At 54.0% G+C, this 17,052-nt stretch carries 15 protein-coding genes; 5 read left to right on the top strand and 10 right to left on the bottom strand.

Annotated elements, in window-relative coordinates:
• The first annotated feature begins 14 nt into the window (after positions 1-14).
• From glnS to chiQ, 3 genes are all read left to right on the top strand, one after another.
• Positions 15-1,682: a glutamine--tRNA ligase gene (gene glnS / locus ABU190_RS24105; RefSeq protein WP_296417633.1), complete on the top strand. Its 1,668-nt coding sequence runs from the start codon at positions 15-17 to the stop codon at positions 1,680-1,682.
• A gap of 393 nt (positions 1,683-2,075) precedes the next feature.
• Complete coding sequence (locus ABU190_RS24100; RefSeq protein ID WP_296417619.1) at positions 2,076-3,476, top strand: OprD family outer membrane porin; 1,401 nt, start codon at positions 2,076-2,078, stop codon at positions 3,474-3,476.
• Positions 3,477-3,493: 17 nt separating this feature from the next.
• A complete protein-coding gene (chiQ, locus tag ABU190_RS24095; RefSeq protein ID WP_271850853.1) occupies positions 3,494-3,829 on the top strand; it encodes a ChiQ/YbfN family lipoprotein in 336 nt (111 codons plus the stop codon).
• Positions 3,830-3,926: 97 nt separating this feature from the next.
• On the opposite strand, the gene fur is transcribed toward chiQ, so the two are convergent.
• The 4 genes from fur to ybfF form a co-directional block, all read right to left on the bottom strand.
• Positions 3,927-4,379, bottom strand: a complete 453-nt coding sequence (fur, locus tag ABU190_RS24090; RefSeq protein ID WP_041852104.1) for a ferric iron uptake transcriptional regulator — start codon at positions 4,377-4,379, stop codon at positions 3,927-3,929.
• A 289-nt stretch (positions 4,380-4,668) separates the two neighbouring features.
• On the bottom strand, positions 4,669-5,199 hold the full coding sequence (gene fldA / locus ABU190_RS24085) for a flavodoxin FldA (protein WP_041852103.1): 531 nt from the start codon (positions 5,197-5,199) through the stop codon (positions 4,669-4,671).
• Positions 5,200-5,348: 149 nt separating this feature from the next.
• A complete protein-coding gene (ybfE, locus tag ABU190_RS24080) occupies positions 5,349-5,642 on the bottom strand; it encodes a LexA regulated protein (RefSeq protein WP_354692567.1) in 294 nt (97 codons plus the stop codon).
• A gap of 131 nt (positions 5,643-5,773) precedes the next feature.
• The gene (gene ybfF / locus ABU190_RS24075) at positions 5,774-6,547 is read right to left on the bottom strand and encodes an esterase (protein ID WP_354692566.1); all 774 of its coding nucleotides are present in this window, start codon (positions 6,545-6,547) and stop codon (positions 5,774-5,776) included.
• A gap of 182 nt (positions 6,548-6,729) precedes the next feature.
• On the opposite strand from ybfF, the gene seqA reads away from it, so the two are divergent.
• Positions 6,730-7,278, top strand: a complete 549-nt coding sequence (seqA, locus tag ABU190_RS24070) for a replication initiation negative regulator SeqA (RefSeq protein WP_041852100.1) — start codon at positions 6,730-6,732, stop codon at positions 7,276-7,278.
• Positions 7,279-7,302: 24 nt separating this feature from the next.
• Positions 7,303-8,943: a phosphoglucomutase (alpha-D-glucose-1,6-bisphosphate-dependent) gene (gene pgm / locus ABU190_RS24065; protein WP_041852099.1), complete on the top strand. Its 1,641-nt coding sequence runs from the start codon at positions 7,303-7,305 to the stop codon at positions 8,941-8,943.
• A gap of 35 nt (positions 8,944-8,978) precedes the next feature.
• Here pgm and kdpE read toward each other — a convergent pair whose 3' ends face one another.
• The 6 genes from kdpE to kdpF are packed head-to-tail and all read right to left on the bottom strand — an operon-like array spanning position 8,979 to position 16,770.
• Positions 8,979-9,656 (bottom strand): two-component system response regulator KdpE, encoded by a 678-nt coding sequence (gene kdpE / locus ABU190_RS24060; RefSeq protein WP_041852098.1) that lies wholly within the window; start codon positions 9,654-9,656, stop codon positions 8,979-8,981.
• Positions 9,653-12,340, bottom strand: a complete 2,688-nt coding sequence (gene kdpD, locus ABU190_RS24055; protein WP_354692565.1) for a two-component system sensor histidine kinase KdpD — start codon at positions 12,338-12,340, stop codon at positions 9,653-9,655. The genes kdpE and kdpD overlap by 4 nt, the downstream gene beginning before the upstream one ends.
• Before the next feature lie 3 nt (positions 12,341-12,343).
• Entirely contained in the window at positions 12,344-12,922 is a 579-nt protein-coding gene (gene kdpC, locus ABU190_RS24050; protein ID WP_354692564.1) for a potassium-transporting ATPase subunit KdpC, read from the bottom strand.
• Positions 12,923-12,935: 13 nt separating this feature from the next.
• Entirely contained in the window at positions 12,936-14,984 is a 2,049-nt protein-coding gene (gene kdpB / locus ABU190_RS24045; RefSeq protein WP_041852095.1) for a potassium-transporting ATPase subunit KdpB, read from the bottom strand.
• A gap of 17 nt (positions 14,985-15,001) precedes the next feature.
• A complete protein-coding gene (kdpA, locus tag ABU190_RS24040) occupies positions 15,002-16,681 on the bottom strand; it encodes a potassium-transporting ATPase subunit KdpA (protein ID WP_354692563.1) in 1,680 nt (559 codons plus the stop codon).
• Complete coding sequence (gene kdpF / locus ABU190_RS24035; protein ID WP_041852093.1) at positions 16,681-16,770, bottom strand: K(+)-transporting ATPase subunit F; 90 nt, start codon at positions 16,768-16,770, stop codon at positions 16,681-16,683. The genes kdpA and kdpF overlap by 1 nt, the downstream gene beginning before the upstream one ends.
• Positions 16,771-17,052: the final 282 nt, after the last annotated feature.

Below are 17,052 nucleotides of genomic sequence, written 5' to 3'. Positions count from 1 at the left end.
TTGAGGAATCTACGATGAGTGAGGCTGAAGCCCGCCCGACTAACTTTATTCGTCAGATCATTGATGAAGATCTGGCTACTGGAAAGCACTCTACTATTTGCACCCGTTTTCCGCCTGAGCCGAATGGCTATCTGCATATCGGTCATGCGAAATCCATCTGCCTGAACTTTGGTATCGCGCAAGATTATCAAGGGCAATGCAATCTGCGTTTTGATGACACCAACCCGGTAAAAGAAGATATCGAGTACGTTGAGTCCATCAAGAATGACGTGCAGTGGTTAGGTTTCCACTGGTCAGGCGATGTGCGCTATTCCTCTGATTATTTCGATCAACTGCACCACTATGCCGTAGAGTTAATCAGCAAAGGTCTGGCCTATGTTGATGAACTGTCCGCTGACGAAATCCGTGAATATCGCGGCACGCTGACAGCACCGGGTAAAAATAGCCCGTATCGCGATCGTACGGTTGAAGAGAACCTCGCACTGTTTGAAAAAATGCGCGCGGGTGGTTTCGAAGAAGGTAAGGCATGCCTGCGTGCGAAGATTGATATGGCGTCGCCGTTCATCGTGATGCGCGATCCGGTGCTATACCGTATTAAATTTGCTGAACACCATCAGACGGGCAACAAGTGGTGCATCTACCCGATGTATGACTTTACCCACTGCATCAGTGATGCGCTGGAAGGGATCACTCACTCTCTGTGTACGCTGGAGTTCCAGGATAACCGTCGTCTGTATGACTGGGTGCTGGACAACATCACCATTCCGGTTCACCCGCGTCAGTACGAGTTCTCCCGACTGAACCTGGAATACACCGTCATGTCCAAGCGTAAGCTGAACCTGCTGGTGACTGACAAGCATGTTGAAGGCTGGGACGACCCGCGTATGCCGACCATCTCTGGTCTGCGTCGTCGTGGTTACACGTCCGCCTCCATCCGTGAGTTCTGTAAACGTATTGGTATCACCAAACAGGACAACACCATTGAGATGGCGTCACTTGAGTCCTGCATCCGTGAAGATCTCAATGAAAACGCACCGCGCGCGATGGCTGTTATCGATCCGGTTAAGCTGGTTATCGAGAACTATCCGCAGGGCGCCAGTGAAATGGTTTCGATGCCTAACCATCCAAACAAACCGGAAATGGGCAGCCGTGATGTCCCATTCAGCGGTGAAATCTGGATCGATCGTGCCGATTTCCGTGAGGAAGCCAACAAGCAGTACAAACGACTGGTGCTGGGCAAAGAAGTCCGCCTGCGTAACGCGTATGTGATTAAAGCGGAACGTGTTGAGAAAGACGCGGAAGGTAATATCACCACGATTTTCTGTACCTTTGATGCCGATACGCTGAGCAAAGACCCGGCAGATGGCCGTAAAGTGAAGGGCGTTATTCACTGGGTTAGCGCGGCACACGCACTGCCGGTTGAAATTCGTCTGTATGACCGCCTGTTCAGCGTGCCAAATCCGGGTGCAGCGGAAGACTTCCTGACAGTCATGAACCCGGAATCGCTGGTCATTAAGCAGGGCTTTGCTGAGCCGAGCCTTAAGGCCGCTGAGGTAGCGAAAGCGTATCAGTTTGAGCGTGAAGGTTACTTCTGCCTCGACAGCCGCCATGCTACGGCGGACAAACTGGTCTTCAATCGCACTGTGGGTCTTCGCGATACCTGGGCTAAAATCGGCGAGTAAGCCCGTCTTGCCAGGATGCTAAAAACGCTGCCTCGTGCAGCGTTTTTTATTTCTCGTCTGAAAATAAGTTACGGTACCCCTTCTTTTTTTCTAAAATATTGTTTTAATTTTATCCGATCCTCTTTTCAGTTATTCATTGATAACGCAGACTCTGCCGCCCTGAAAGCCTTGCTGTGCAAGCTGTCAGCCGATAAGCCACAAATCTGTGTGGTGCGTCATAATCCCCGTATTCCCTTCCTGCAAATACTTGATAATTCGCGTCGCGAAAAATATGCTTACAAACGACAGAGATAGAAACATTTTCTATAACTGTCAGTAATATTTCATTTTTTTACTTTGTTGCTGTTTGCCTTTGCGCAGCATTTTTTATTTTTTCGTCAAAGAGGAACACTCATGAACGCGTTTAACGCTAAACGTAAGGCGTTAGCGTTGGCTATTGCCTGCGCCACCGCATTACCTGGTTTAACTTTCGCCCCTTCCGCCAGCGCCACTGGTTTTGTTGATGATGCCACGCTTACCGGCGGGATTTACTACTGGCAGCGCCAGCGTGACCGTAAAGATGTCACCGATGGCGATAAATACAAAACTAACCTGTCGCACTCCACCTGGAATACCAATCTCGATTTCCAGTCAGGTTACGCTGCCGATATGTTCGGTATTGATGTCGCGGTCTTTGCGGCGATTGAGATGGCTGAATCCTCAGAAAGCGCACACCCGAATGAAATCGCATTTTCCAATAGCCACAAGGTGTATGACGAAGACTGGTCCGGCGATCGCAGCGGCGCAAGTCTCTATAAAGCCGCCGCGAAATTTAAATATGGCCCGGTGTGGGCGAGGGCAGGGTACATCCAGCCGACGGGGCAAACGCTGCTGGCCTCAAACTGGAGCTTTATGCCGGGCACCTACCAGGGGGCAGAAGCCGGTGCAAAACTGGATTTCGATGATCGTGGCGCGCTGAGCTTCTCATACATGTGGGCCAATGAATACAAAGCGCCGTGGTATAACGAAACGGATAATTTCTACCAGAACGATGGCGTGAGCAAAATTGATTATGTCCACTCTCTGGGCGCATCGTACGACTTCAAAAACGATCTGATCCTCGAAGCCGCGTTTGGCCAGGCACAGGGCTATGTTGATCAATATTTTGCCAAAGCCAGCTATAAGTTTGACGTCGCGGGTAACCCGCTTTCCACCAGTTATCAGTTCTATGGCTCGCGTGACAAGGCCGATAACAACACCATTAATGATATTTATGACGGCACCGCGTGGCTACAGGCACTCACTTTTGGCTATACGGTCGGCCCGGTGGATTTACGCCTGGAAGGGACCTGGGTCAAAGCTGATGGCCGCCAGGGCTATTTCAACTCACGTATGACGCCACGGTATGGGTCTTCCAACGGTCGCCTGGATATCTGGTGGGATAACCGCTCCGACTTTAACGCCCATAATGAGAAATCCGTCTTTGCTGGCGCTATGTATGACCTGAAAGGCTGGAATCTGCCGGGTTGGGCGGTCGGTGCATCGTATGTATATGGCTGGGATGCCAAACCGTCCAATGTCTCCTCTGGCGATAAATATTACGATGCGGGAAATTCCATTAAAGAGTCGGCGTACAGCCTTGACCTGCTTTATACGGTGCAGGAAGGGATGGCAAAAGGCACCTTATTCAAGCTGCATTTCACCCAATATGATAACCATTCCAATATCCCGAGTTGGGGCGGTGGATATAACAACATCTTCCAGGACGAACGTGACGTGAAGTTTATCGTCATTGCGCCCCTGAATATTTTCTAATGCGAGGGAATGCCATGATGACGAAACCGATATTGCTTGCCCTGATGACGCTGGGGCTTGCCGCCTGTGTGCAACAGCCGCAGGCACCAAAGGAAGATGCGCGATTAAAAGAGGCTTATAGCGCCTGTATTACTACGGCAGAAGGTTCTCCGGAAAAAACAGCGGCGTGCAGAAGTGTGCTGGATGTCCTGCGCAAAGAGAAAGCGCACCAGCAATTTGCGCAGGAGGAGAGCGTGCGCACCCTGGATTATCAGCAGTGTCTTGAAGCGACGCATACCGGAAACGGGCAGGCGGTAAAATCCCGCTGTGACCAGATCTGGCAGGAGATACGCCACCATAACACGGTAAATTAACCGTCTGAAAGGGCCCGCTTCGGCGGGCTTTGTCGTGTGGTGAAAGCAGAAAATAAAAAAGCCAACCCGGAGGTTGGCTTTATAACGATGCGGGTGATTATTTATCAGCCGCTTCGTGCGCGTTTTCGTCAGTACGGCAGTCACCTTCGGCGCAGTGGCCATACAGGTAGAGACTGTGGTTCGTCAGACGAATACCATGCTTAGATGCGATTTCACGCTGACGCGCTTCAATAGAGTCATCGCTGAACTCGATCACTTTGCCGCAATCCAGGCAAATTAAGTGGTCGTGATGATGCTGCTGCGTCAGTTCAAAGACAGATTTACCGCCTTCAAAATTATGGCGGGTCACAATCCCGGCATCGTCGAACTGGTTAAGTACACGGTACACCGTGGCCAGCCCAATCTCTTCGCCCATGTCGATCAGGCGTTTATATAGATCTTCCGCACTGACATGATGGTTCTCCGGCTCCTGAAGCACTTCCAGGATTTTTAACCGAGGAAGCGTGACTTTCAGGCCGGCCTTCTTTAATGCGGTATTGTTGTCAGTCATGCGGAATCTGTCCTGTTGCTAAACGATTCACTTCCCGTCGGGAAGCTACAAGGAATGCACCTGGGATAATGCGTCTCATTATAGAACTGCCATGCCTGAATGAAAACTGCAAGTCCTCAAGTAAAGTAAGCTTATAAAACGTGGTAGCGTCTACAAAGTCCTTTGGGCTACCCGTTTTAATCAGGGGCCATTGTACAGCGCTGGAGAAAAAAGTTAAAAAATTGTAGCAATTATTTCCATCGCTTTTATCTATTAATCCGGCGCAACCAGCAGGTTGCGCCAAACATCATCAGGCATTGAGGATGTCGTTCAGATGAAGTTCTTCAGAAATCTGTTTTACCCATTTGTCGACGCGGCCAGCGGTCAGTTCAGGCTGACGGTCTTCGTCAATGGCAAGGCCAACGAAGTGGTTGTCGTCCGCCAGACCTTTTGACGCTTCAAAATGGTAACCTTCGGTCGGCCAGTGGCCTACGATAGTTGCGCCGCGTGGTTCAATGATGTCGCGAATGGTGCCCAGCGCGTCACAGAAGTACTCTGCATAGTCTTCCTGATCGCCACAGCCAAACAGAGCAACCAGTTTGCCGTTAAAATCGATATCTTCCAGCGTCGGGAAAAAGTCATCCCAGTCACACTGTGCTTCACCATAATACCAGGTCGGAATGCCAAGCAGCAGGATGTCGTAACCTTCCAGATCCTCTTTGCTGCTTTTAGCAATGTCATGCACATCGGCAACATCTTTACCAAGTTGAGCCTGGATCATCTTTGCGATGTTTTCGGTATTACCGGTATCGCTGCCGAAAAAAATGCCTGTGATTGCCATGAGTAAAATAACCTCTTGAAACTTAATGATATGGTGGTGGCGATTGGCCCACGGATAAGGGCAATCATAGCAGATCAGAGAAGCACGCGGAAACTGCAATCACGCAAGACTGCACTCTGTGCAACATGAAAGTGAATTTTTGCGATAATTCAGAGGGTTTCCTGGTCGTTCAGCGCGTTAAGCTGAGCCAGTAACATCTCTTCAATCAATTCGCTCCGGCTCATTTCCCGCGCATCCGCCAGCGCGTTTAGCGCGTCGACAGCCTCGGCGTTGAGTTTTAATTCGACGCGTTTAAGCCCACGAACCTTGTCGCGTTTAAGCTGATTGCGCTTATTGATGCGCAATTGCTCGTCGCGAGAGAGCGGATTGGTTTTAGGACGTCCCGGGCGACGTTCATTCGCGAACAGATCTAATGTCGTGCGGTCCGTTTGTTCTTTAGCCATGATTTAAGAATACTACGGGAAGTACAAGCAATCGGGTCATAGCCCGGGCTGATTAGCGCGCCATCATACATCAGCGATGCGGACACGCCAACGACCGGGCGCTTTCAGGCAACCGGTCGCCGGGTTTTTAATCAGTTTGTCTTTTCAGCGAGATAACGGCGGATGGCGCGCAGAACCGCTTCTGGCTTTTCTGCATGCACCCAGTGCCCGGCACCGGCAATGACATGCGCGCGTGCCTGCGGGAACTGTTGCAGCAGTTCGTCACGATACTGTTCGGTAACATAAGGCGAGTTGCCGCCAGGGATAAAGAGAGCGGGGTGGTTCCAGGCAGGCACAGTTTCCCAGCCCACTATGTGGGAATACTGATCCCACAACGCGGGCACATTGAAGCGCCACTTGCCATCGACAAACGACTTAAGCAGGAACTGAATTACTCCTTCTTCATTTATATGCTCGCGCATGACGGCGGCGGCCTGCTGGCGCGTAGTGACGCCGGCGTCGGTCACCGCATTGATGGCGGCAAAGATCTCATCGTGACGGCGTACATGGTAATTGACCGGGGCAATATCGATAGCGACGAGCTTGTCGATGCGTTCAGGCGCCAGTGCGGTAAAGGCCATCACCGCTTTCCCCCCCATGGAGTGACCAACGAAAGTCGCTCGCTCAATACCGTGAGCATCAAGGGTATCCAGTAAGTCCTGTGCCATCGCCGGATAATTCATCTCCGGTGAGCGTTCGGAAAGGCCATGATTGCGCATATCAACCTGAATAATATCATGGTCATTGACGAGGTCGCGGGCGAGCACGCCAAGGTTGTCCAGGCTACCAAATAAACCGTGCACCAGCACGATGGGGGAATTGTTGTGCGATTGTTGTGCAGATTGCGCTCGGGTATTCAATTTCATGGCAAAGTTCTTTTTTTCGCTCTTTCGGATTAAGGTATTATGTTGAACATTCTGCCGTCCGGCTGCAAGGTTTTGACACACTCTGACTTTGCCGCCATCCTGGTTTGACGCTATCCGCTGTTGGGATTTGACTTTATAATCTCAATAACTTGTATTCAGAATAGACACTGCACTGGATTAAGATGAAAACGATCGAAGTTGATGATGAGCTCTACAGTTATATTGCCAGCCATACAAAGCACATTGGCGAGAGCGCATCCGACATTTTACGGCGCATGTTGAAGTTTTCCGCCGCTTCGCAGCCAGCTGCCGCTGTTCAACTCGCGAAAGAACCCCCTGCACCTGTTACGGTTGAAGAAGTGAAACCGGCTAATACGGCAAAAGATAAAGTCCGCGCGGTGCGTGAACTGCTGCTCTCTGACGAGTATGCAGAGCAGAAAAAGGCCGTTAATCGCTTTATGCTGGTGCTGTCTACACTTTACTCATTAGATAAAAAAGCTTTTGCAGAATCCACTGAGTCTCTGCATGGGCGCACCCGCGTATACTTCGCCGCGGATGAACATACCCTGTTGCAAAACGGCAATCAGACGAAGCCAAAACAGGTGCCTGATACCCCGTACTGGGTTATCACTAACACGAATACGGGTCGTAAATGCAGCATGGTGGAACACATCATGCAATCAATGCAATTCCCGGCGGAATTGATTGAAAAGGTTTGCGGCACAATTTAATCCTTGCATAAAAAGGACCAGGCAATGGCTAACCACGAACGTGCGGGGCAACCTGCGCAACAGAGCGATTTGATTAACGTCGCCCAGCTTACTGCGCAGTACTATGTGCTGAAACCAGAAATCGGCAATGCTGAGCACGCGGTAAAATTTGGTACGTCAGGTCACCGCGGCAGCGCGGGGCGTCACAGTTTTAACGAACAACACATTCTGGCAATTGCTCAGGCTATCGCCGAAGAGCGCGCCAAAAACGGTATCACCGGTCCGTGCTATGTCGGTAAAGACACGCACGCCCTGTCTGAACCTGCCTTTATCTCTGTGCTGGAAGTGCTGGCGGCGAATGGCGTTGATGTGATCGTGCAGGAAAACAATGGCTTCACGCCGACGCCTGCGGTGTCCAACGCTATTCTGGTGCATAATAAAAAAGGTGGCGCGCAGGCTGACGGTATCGTCATTACCCCGTCACATAACCCACCGGAAGATGGCGGTATCAAATACAATCCGCCAAACGGTGGCCCGGCTGATACCAACGTGACCAAAGTGGTTGAAGATCGCGCGAACGCGCTGCTGGCTGATGGCCTGAAAGGTGTGAAACGCATTACGCTGGATGCCGCACTGGCGTCCGGTCACGTGAAAGAGCAGGATCTGGTGCAGCCGTTTATCGAAGGGCTGGCCGATATCGTCGATATGGCGGCTATCCAAAAAGCGGGCCTGAAACTGGGCGTTGATCCGCTGGGTGGTTCCGGTATCGAATACTGGAAACGTATTGCGGCGTTCTACAAGCTTGACCTGACTATCGTTAACGATCAGGTTGATCAAACCTTCCGCTTTATGCACCTCGATAAAGACGGCGTGATCCGCATGGACTGCTCCTCTGAGTGCGCTATGGCCGGTTTGCTGGCGTTGCGTGACAAGTTCGACCTGGCCTTTGCCAACGACCCTGACTATGACCGTCACGGTATCGTGACGCCAGCCGGGCTGATGAATCCGAACCACTACCTGGCGGTCGCGATTAACTACCTGTTCCAGCATCGTCCGCAGTGGGGCAAAGATGTCGCCGTGGGTAAAACCCTCGTCTCTTCTGCCATGATTGACCGCGTGGTGAATGACCTGGGGCGTAAGCTGGTGGAAGTGCCGGTCGGCTTTAAATGGTTTGTTGACGGTCTGTTTGACGGCAGTTTCGGCTTCGGCGGCGAAGAGAGCGCAGGGGCTTCCTTCCTGCGTTTCGACGGCACGCCGTGGTCTACCGATAAAGACGGTATCATCATGTGCCTGCTGGCGGCGGAAATCACCGCGGTTACGGGTAAAAACCCGCAGCAACACTACGATGAGCTGGCCGCACGTTTCGGCGCGCCGAGCTACAACCGTCTCGGTGCCAGCGCAACCTCCGCACAGAAAGCGGCATTGTCCAAACTCTCTCCGGAAATGGTCAGTGCCAGCACGCTTGCGGGGGATCCCATCACCGCACGTCTGACGGCAGCTCCGGGTAACGGCGCGTCTATCGGTGGTCTGAAAGTGATGACCGACAACGGCTGGTTCGCTGCCCGTCCATCAGGTACAGAAGACGCCTACAAAATTTACTGCGAAAGCTTCCTCGGTGAAGAACACCGTAAGCTGATTGAGAAAGAAGCGGTAGAAATTGTCAGTGAAGTGCTGAAAAACGCGTAATCCTCATCAGGCCCTGTTCAGGGCCTGATTCTTTTCTACAGCATAAATCGATAGCCAATGCCGGTTTCTGTCAATAAATGGCGGGGACGTGCAGGATCGGCTTCCAGCTTCTGACGAAGATGGCCCATATAGATGCGTAAATAGTGACTATGCTCAACGGCGTTTGGTCCCCAGACCTGGCTTAACAACTGGCGTTGGGTCAACACCTTACCGTGGTTATTGAGTAACACGGCCAGCAGACGAAACTCGATAGGGGTAAGATGCAGCTCTTCACCCGCCCGCATAATACGGCGGTTGGCGAGATCAACCTGAATATCTGAAAAGCTCACCAGGGGATCGCTTTGTTGCATACCCGCATTGCGACGCAGCGCTACGCGCAGGCGCGCCTGTAATTCCCCGATACCAAAGGGTTTACTCAGATAATCGTCAGCCCCGGCATCCAGCGCGGCAATCTTGTCGCTCTCTTCGGTTCGCGCGGATAGCACGATAACCGGAATCTGGCTCCACTGACGCAGATCGCGGATGAAATCAATGCCATCACCGTCCGGCAGGCCTAAATCGAGGATCACAAGGTCCGGCTTGCGCGTTGCGGCTTCGATAAGGCCGCGCTGTAGTGTTTCGGCTTCCCAGGCGCGCAACCCCTCGGCTTCCAGCGCAGCACGCAGAAAACGACGTATGGCCTGTTCATCTTCAACGATGAGAACGTTAATCACAAATCCTCGGCTAATTCATCCAGTTGCGGTGGTGGTTCCAGCGGCAGTGTAACATAAAAACTGGCCCCGCCCTCCGGGCGGTTGGCGGCGGAAATCGTCCCGCCATGTACCTCGACAATCGCCTCGCAGATGGCCAGCCCTAAGCCCACGCCGGGAATAGCCGACTCTTTGCTGCCGCGTGCAAATTTAGCAAAAATCGCCTCTTCCTGCCCGGCGGGAATACCCGGCCCGTTATCCCACACTTCAAGTGTCAGCCGCGAATCATCATGTCGGGCATCGATACCGATATTCGCATTATGCCCGGCGTATTTAACGGCATTTTCCAGCAAATTAATCAGTACGCGTTCAAACAACGGCCCATCGACGTGTACCAGCATCAGCGGGTCGGGGAGGTTAAGCGCAATATGGCGTTCGCCGAGACCGGGTTCGAGGGTTTTCAGCGCGCTTCCCACCACTTCTTCCAGCGTCAGCCACTCTTTTTTAAGATTAAAACCGCCGGACTGAATACGCGCCATATCCAGCAGATTGTTCACAAGCCGGGTGGTATTGAGCACATGCTGACGAATTTCGCTGGCCTGAGGCGCGTGTTTTGACCCTTCGCTGGCAAGGTCCAGAGTCAGGATTTCAGCCTGGCCAAACAGCACGGTAAGCGGCGTGCGCAGATCGTGAGAGAGTGCCGCCAGCAAGGAGTTGCGTATGCTTTCCCGTTCACTGGCAAGGCGTGCCTGCTCTTCGCTGGTGGCGAGCGCCTGGCGCTCCAGCGCGCTGGCTACCAGCAAGGTAAAGGTTTCCAGCAGGCGCTGCTGTTCGGGGATCATCAGCAGGCGCAAGTTTGCCGGTTCCACAATCAGTAAACCGTGTGTTTTCTGAGCGCTTTTTAATGGCAAAATCTGATAGGGCACGCCGGGGAGGGTATCGGTACCGGCACCCGCCGGCTGCCCCTTATCAAAACTCCAGCGAGCGATAGCATCATCCCACGGGCTGATGCCCTGTGTCTGGGTAACGGCGACCAGTTTTCCCGAATGATTGGGCAGCAAGACCTGGCTGCGGGCATCAAATGTTGAGCGAATAAACGCCTCGCTGGTTGTGGCGATATCGGCTTCACTGCGCCCGGTGGCCAGCGCTTTCGACATCTCATACAGATGGCGCGTACGCTGTTCACGGTAGCGGGCGACGCGCGCCTGATAGCGCACACCGGCGGTGAGGTTGCCAATCACCAGGCCAACTGTCAGCATCACGCCAAACGTCAGCAGGTATTGCACATCGGAAACGGCCAGCGTACCGCGCGGTGCAATAAAAAAGAGATCAAAACTGACGACATTGATCACTGTGGCAAATGCTGACGGCCAGCGGCCATACAGCAGCGCGACCACCACCACGCCAAGCAGATAGACCATCACGAGGTTGGCGGCGTCAAAGGCTATCAGCCACTGCATCGCAATCAGTGTAATGGCAGCGCACAGAGCAACGGCCACCAGACACCCTTTTAACTGGACGCGCCATTTTTCCATAAATGGACGGCTGTCGCCGGGACGGGATGGCAGCGTAACGGGGGCGTCATCCGGCGCAATGATCACCAGATCGAGATCCGGCGCGCGGCGCGCCAGCCGGTCCGCAAAGGATTCAGCGCCAAACCAGCGTCGTTTATTGCGTCTGCCAATAAGGATTTTGCCGAGGTTATGCTCACGCGCGTAGCGCAAAATGGCTTTATCTTCTGCCGGATCGGAGAGGGTTGCGGTCTCCGCGCCCAGCTCTTGCGCCAGGTGTAATGAGGCGAGGATCGCCCGACGCTGTTGCTCGGGTAGACGGTGCAGGGCGGGGGTTTCCACATACACCGCGTGCCAGACGCTGCCCAGTTTTGCCGCCAGCCGGGCGGCGGTGCGGATAAGTTTTTCGTTACCAGAACCGTGGCCGACGCAAAGCAGGATCGCGTCGCGCGTATGCCAGACTTTTTCATCCCCAAGACGGTCGCGCCAGGCGCGCATCTGGTCGTCAACGCGGTCGGCTGTACGGCGCAGGGCCAGTTCACGCAAGGCGATGAGGTTGCCTTTGCGAAAGAAATGCTCGATAGCGCGTTCGGCCTGACCGCCAATATAGACTTTGCCTTCGTGCAGGCGCTGGCGTAAATCGTCTGGCGGAAGGTCGACCAGCACAATTTCGTCTGCAGCGTCAAAGAAGGGGTCGGGCACTGTTTCGCGTACCTGTACGCCGGTGACGCCACTGACCACATCATTCAGACTTTCCAGATGTTGCACATTCACGGTAGTCAGCACATCGATGCCCGCTTCCAGCAGCTCTTCCACATCCTGCCAGCGTTTCGGGTGACGGGAGCCAGGCGCGTTGCTGTGCGCCAGCTCGTCCATCAGTATCAATGCCGGACGCCGCGCAAGGGCGGCGTCAAGGTCAAACTCCTGAATCAGGCGAGCGCGATGGGCAATACGCCTTGGCGGCAACACCGCCAGCCCATTGAGCAGGGCGGCGGTCTCCTTGCGCCCGTGGGTTTCCACCACGCCCACCAGAATATCCAGCCCCTGTGCCCGTAGCCGCTGTGCTTCCTGCAACATGGCAAACGTCTTCCCTACGCCAGCACAGGCACCGAAGAAGATTTTCAGTTTGCCACGATGATCCGTCGCCGCATGTTCCAGCAGTCTGTCGGGGTCCGGGCGCAAAGGCTCGTCTGTCATGACTTATTTATCCTTGAGCGCATCCAGCGCCAGATTCAGTTCAACGATATTCACCACCGGCTGGCCAATAAAATCGAAAAGCGGGTGAGTGGTGTTTTGTTCTACTAACCGGGCAACGGTCTGTGCGGGCAGATTGCGTGCCTGGGCAACACGCGGGATTTGCCATTCCACAGCCTGCGGCGTCAGATTGTTGTCCAGACCGCTGGCCGATGTTGTTATCAGTTCTACCGGCACACGGGCATCAGCCTGTGGGTTTTCCTGACGCAACTGGGCAACGCGCGCAGCCACTTCTTTATCGAGCTCCGGGTTACTGGCCGCCAGATTACTCCCACCGGACGCCATCGGATTATAAGGCGCATCGGCGGTGGCGGAAGGGCGGCCATGAAAATATCCCGCTGCGGTGAAATTCTGCCCAATCAGGCGCGAGCCGCGAACCACATCGTCTCCCTCACGAATAAGCGAACCGTTGGCCTGTGTCTGAAATAACCACTGCCCCAGCGCCGTAGTAACCAGCGGGTAAAGCCCGCCGGTAATCAACGTCAGTACAATTAAGAGTACAAATGCCGGACGAATCAAAGCCATTTTTTTATCCCTCTTACACCAGGCCGAACAGGGTCAGCAACAGGTCAATAATCTTGATGCCGATAAACGGCACCACCAGTCCGCCCAACCCATAAACCCACAGATTGCGGCGCAGCATGGCGGAGGCGGTCAACGGTTTGTAGCTCACCCCTTTCAACGCCAGCGGGATCAAAAAGACAATGATCAGGGCATTGAAAATAACCGCACTCAGAATGGCCGATGCCGGGGAGTGCAGGTGCATCACATTCAGCGCATTGAGCTGCGGGTATGTGGCGGCAAAGGCTGCGGGGATGATGGCAAAATATTTCGCCACGTCGTTGGCGATGCTGAATGTGGTCAACGAACCACGGGTCATCAGCATCTGCTTGCCGATATGCACCACCTCAATCAATTTGGTGGGGTTAGAATCCAGATCCACCATGTTGCCGGCCTCTTTCGCGGCCTGGGTCCCGGAGTTCATAGCAACCGCAACATCCGCCTGCGCCAGTGCCGGGGCGTCGTTAGTGCCATCACCGGTCATCGCCACCAGACGGCCTTCTGACTGATACTGGCGAATCAGCGCCAGTTTTGCTTCCGGGGTTGCTTCGGCCAGGAAATCATCCACCCCGGCTTCGGCGGCGATAGCGGCGGCAGTAAGACGGTTATCCCCGGTGATCATGACCGTCTTGATGCCCATTTTCCGCAGTTGGGCGAAACGCTCTTTGATGCCGCCTTTGACGATATCCTTGAGTGAAATCACCCCCAGGACACGCGCCCCTTCCGCCACCACCAGCGGTGTGGCACCGAGACGCGCTACTTGTTCCACACGCTGCTCGACATCGGCCGGGAACTGACCGTTGTTAGCCTCAATATGACGACGAATGGCATCCACTGAACCTTTGCGGATCATGCGCCCTTGCACGTTAATGCCACTCATACGGGTCTGCGCGGTAAAGGGGACAAACGTCGCCTGCAGACTTTGTACATCCCGTTCACGCAGGTTAAAGCGCTGCTTTGCCAGTATCACAATGCTGCGGCCTTCCGGCGTTTCATCCGCCAGCGAAGAGAGTTGCGCAGCATCGGCCAGGGTTTTTTCATCCACACCGTTTGCAGGCAGGAACTCGGAGGCCTGGCGGTTACCGAGTGTGATGGTGCCGGTTTTATCCAGCAGCAGTACGTCGACATCACCTGCGGCTTCTACGGCGCGCCCGCTGGTGGCAATCACATTGGCGCCGAGCATACGGCTCATCCCGGCGACGCCGATGGCCGACAGCAACCCGCCGATGGTGGTCGGGATCAGGCAGACCAGCAGGGCCACAAGAACGGTGACGCTGACTGGCGTGCCGCCGTAGACCGAGAATGGCCACAGGGTGGCGGTCGCCAGCAGGAAGACAATGGTCAATGCCACCAGCAGAATGGTCAGCGCGATCTCATTGGGCGTCTTACGGCGCTGGGCGCCTTCCACCATGGCAATCATCCGGTCAAGGAAGGTTTCGCCAGGGTTAACGCTACACTGAATCACCAGCCAGTCGGAGAGAATGCGCGTCCCGCCGGTCACGGAGGCGAAATCGCCGCCGGACTCGCGGATAACCGGCGCGGACTCCCCGGTAATGGCGCTTTCATCCACCGACGCGCCGCCCTCAATGACTTCGCCGTCGCAGGGAATAATGTCGCCAGCTTCCACCAGCACCACGTCACCTTTACGCAAATCAGCGGCGGGAATGTGGTCGATTTGTGCATCATGCTGCGGTGCGCGTAATTTGCGGGCGAAGGCCGTTTTCTTCACTCCTTTGAGGCTGTTGGCCTGCGCTTTACTGCGACCTTCCGCCAGCGCTTCTGCGAAGTTGGCGAACAGTACGGTAAACCACAGCCACAGACTGACCGCGCCGGTAAACCAGGCGCTGCCGTCGAGATACCCGCTCGCCATCGCAATCGCCAGCAGCGTAGTCAGCACGCTGCCGATCCAGACGATAAACATAACCGGATTGCGCCACTGGATATGCGGGCTCAGTTTGGTAATGGAATCAATCAGCGCCTGACGCACCAGCGTCGGTTCGAGCAGGGCCATTTGTTTGCGACTCATGACAAATACTCCGCAAATCAGCGTAAAGAGAGGTATTCCGCCACCGGACCCAGGGCCAGTGCAGGAATAAAGGTCAGGGCACCAACCAGCAGTACGGTACCGATCAGCAGGCCGATAAACAGCGCGCCGTGCGTCGGAAGCGTCCCGGTACTGGCGGGCTGGATTTTCTTGTTGACCAGCGACCCGGCAATCGCCATGACCGGCACAATGATGCCGAAACGACCGATGAACATGCAGAACGCCAGCAGGCAGTTCCAGAACGGCGTATTCGCGCTCAGGCCAGCAAAGGCACTGCCGTTGTTATTCGCAGCAGAGGAGACGGCATACAGCACTTCGCTAAAACCGTGGATACCCGGGTTGAGCATGCCGCTGCGTCCCGCCTCGGTCATCATTGCCAGCGCGGTGCCAATCAACACAAGGGCAGGGGTGACGAGGATCGCCAGCGCGGTCATTTTCATTTCGCGCACATCGATCTTTTTGCCGAGGTATTCCGGGGTACGGCCAATCATCAGCCCGGCAATAAACACCGCCAGCAATACAAACAGCAGCATGCCGTATAAACCGGAACCGACGCCGCCAAATACCACCTCGCCGATTTGCATCAGCCACATGGGCACCATCCCGCCCAGCGCGGTAAAGGAGTCATGCATGGCGTTAACGGCACCACAGGAAGCTGATGTGGTGATGACCGCAAAGAGGCTACTGGCAAGAATGCCGAAGCGGCTCTCTTTCCCTTCCATATTGATGGCGCTGTCACCGCCTAACGTCAGGAAGTGCGGATTACCCTGCCATTCGGCCCACATGACCACGGCAACGCAAATGACGAAGATTATCGACATCGCCCATAAAATGGCGTGTCCCTGGCGGCGATCGCTGACAGCATCACCAAAGGCGAAGCACAGCGCCGCCGGGATTAAAAAGATCGCCAGCATCTGCAGGAAGTTGGTTAACGCTGTAGGGTTTTCAAACGGGTGCGAGGAGTTGGCATTAAAGAAGCCGCCGCCGTTGGTTCCCAGCATTTTAATGGCTTCCTGTGAGGCAACAGGCCCCATCGGCAATAGCTGTTTTGCCCCTTCAATAGAGGTAAAAGGCTGATAAGGCAGGACGTTTTGCAGAGCGCCTTGTTGAATAAAGATCAGCGCAAGGATTAGCGACAGTGGCAGCAGCACCCACAGAGTAATGCGGGTTAAATCGACCCAGGCATTACCGAGCGTCGTCACGCTATGGCGGGAAAATGCGCGGATCAGGGCGAAAATGACCGCAATGCCGGTAGCGGCGGAGAGGAAGTTTTGTACCGTGAGCCCTACCATCTGGCTGAAATAACTCAGAGTGGTTTCACCCGAATAGGATTGCCAGTTGGTGTTGGTCACGAAACTCACGGCTGTGTTCAGCGCCAGATGCCATGACAAGCCAGGGAACTGTTGCGGGTTAAAAGGCAGGATGCCCTGCAACATCAGCATGACGAACAACAGTACCAGCCCGAAAATGTTGAGCCACAATATCGCCACCAGATACTGGAACCAGCCCATTTCGCGGGAATCAATCCCCATCATCCGCCATAGCCCGGTTTCCAGAGTGGATACGCCAGGAAGGGAAGCGCCGACGATCATCTTCGCCAGTAACGTCCCGAGTGGGCGAGCAAGAATAAACAGGACCAGTAAAAAGCTGGCAATCAGTAAAAACGCCTGGGCTGCCATCAGAAAGCCTCCGCGTTAATCAGGGCATAGACCAGATAGCCCAACAACAGGAAAACCAGCACGATGCCGGTTACGACGCCTGCACTCACAATCCACCTCCAGGTGTTTTAGGGATTGCAGTGAGGGTAGGATTTTGCGTGCAAAGATTTCGCAAAAATCAGCCGGGCGGGTGTAAAAAAAATATAAAAATGGATAAAACCATATTTTAACTAATGTTTAGTATTAATTTAACTTTTATGTAACTTAATTACGGCGTGAATGTAAATAACGTCAGAAATGACAAAAAAAGTGGTCGGATGAGTAGTAAAATTACAAACAAAACGGTACTATTTTAACCAGATTCAGATGCGCCCCACAGGATCAGTCAAGGA

The organism is Phytobacter sp. RSE-02, assembly GCF_040578655.1.
GTDB classification, from domain to species: Bacteria; Pseudomonadota; Gammaproteobacteria; order Enterobacterales; family Enterobacteriaceae; genus Phytobacter; species Phytobacter diazotrophicus.
Note: the sequence above shows the minus strand (reverse complement) of the source record. Positions and strands in the feature narration are given on the sequence as shown.

Excerpts from the sequence above, each read along its gene's own strand:
- glnS (WP_296417633.1), top strand. The coding sequence starts at position 15 with ATGAGTGAGGCTGAAGCCCGCCCGACTAACTTTATTCGTCAGATCATT.
- ABU190_RS24100 (WP_296417619.1), top strand. The coding sequence starts at position 2,076 with ATGAACGCGTTTAACGCTAAACGTAAGGCGTTAGCGTTGGCTATTGCC.
- chiQ (WP_271850853.1), top strand. The coding sequence starts at position 3,494 with ATGACGAAACCGATATTGCTTGCCCTGATGACGCTGGGGCTTGCCGCC.
- fur (WP_041852104.1), bottom strand. The coding sequence starts at position 4,379 with ATGACTGACAACAATACCGCATTAAAGAAGGCCGGCCTGAAAGTCACG.
- fldA (WP_041852103.1), bottom strand. The coding sequence starts at position 5,199 with ATGGCAATCACAGGCATTTTTTTCGGCAGCGATACCGGTAATACCGAA.
- ybfE (WP_354692567.1), bottom strand. The coding sequence starts at position 5,642 with ATGGCTAAAGAACAAACGGACCGCACGACATTAGATCTGTTCGCGAAT.
- ybfF (WP_354692566.1), bottom strand. The coding sequence starts at position 6,547 with ATGAAATTGAATACCCGAGCGCAATCTGCACAACAATCGCACAACAAT.
- seqA (WP_041852100.1), top strand. The coding sequence starts at position 6,730 with ATGAAAACGATCGAAGTTGATGATGAGCTCTACAGTTATATTGCCAGC.
- pgm (WP_041852099.1), top strand. The coding sequence starts at position 7,303 with ATGGCTAACCACGAACGTGCGGGGCAACCTGCGCAACAGAGCGATTTG.
- kdpD (WP_354692565.1), bottom strand. The coding sequence starts at position 12,340 with ATGACAGACGAGCCTTTGCGCCCGGACCCCGACAGACTGCTGGAACAT.
- kdpC (WP_354692564.1), bottom strand. The coding sequence starts at position 12,922 with ATGGCTTTGATTCGTCCGGCATTTGTACTCTTAATTGTACTGACGTTG.
- kdpB (WP_041852095.1), bottom strand. The coding sequence starts at position 14,984 with ATGAGTCGCAAACAAATGGCCCTGCTCGAACCGACGCTGGTGCGTCAG.
- kdpA (WP_354692563.1), bottom strand. The coding sequence starts at position 16,681 with ATGGCAGCCCAGGCGTTTTTACTGATTGCCAGCTTTTTACTGGTCCTG.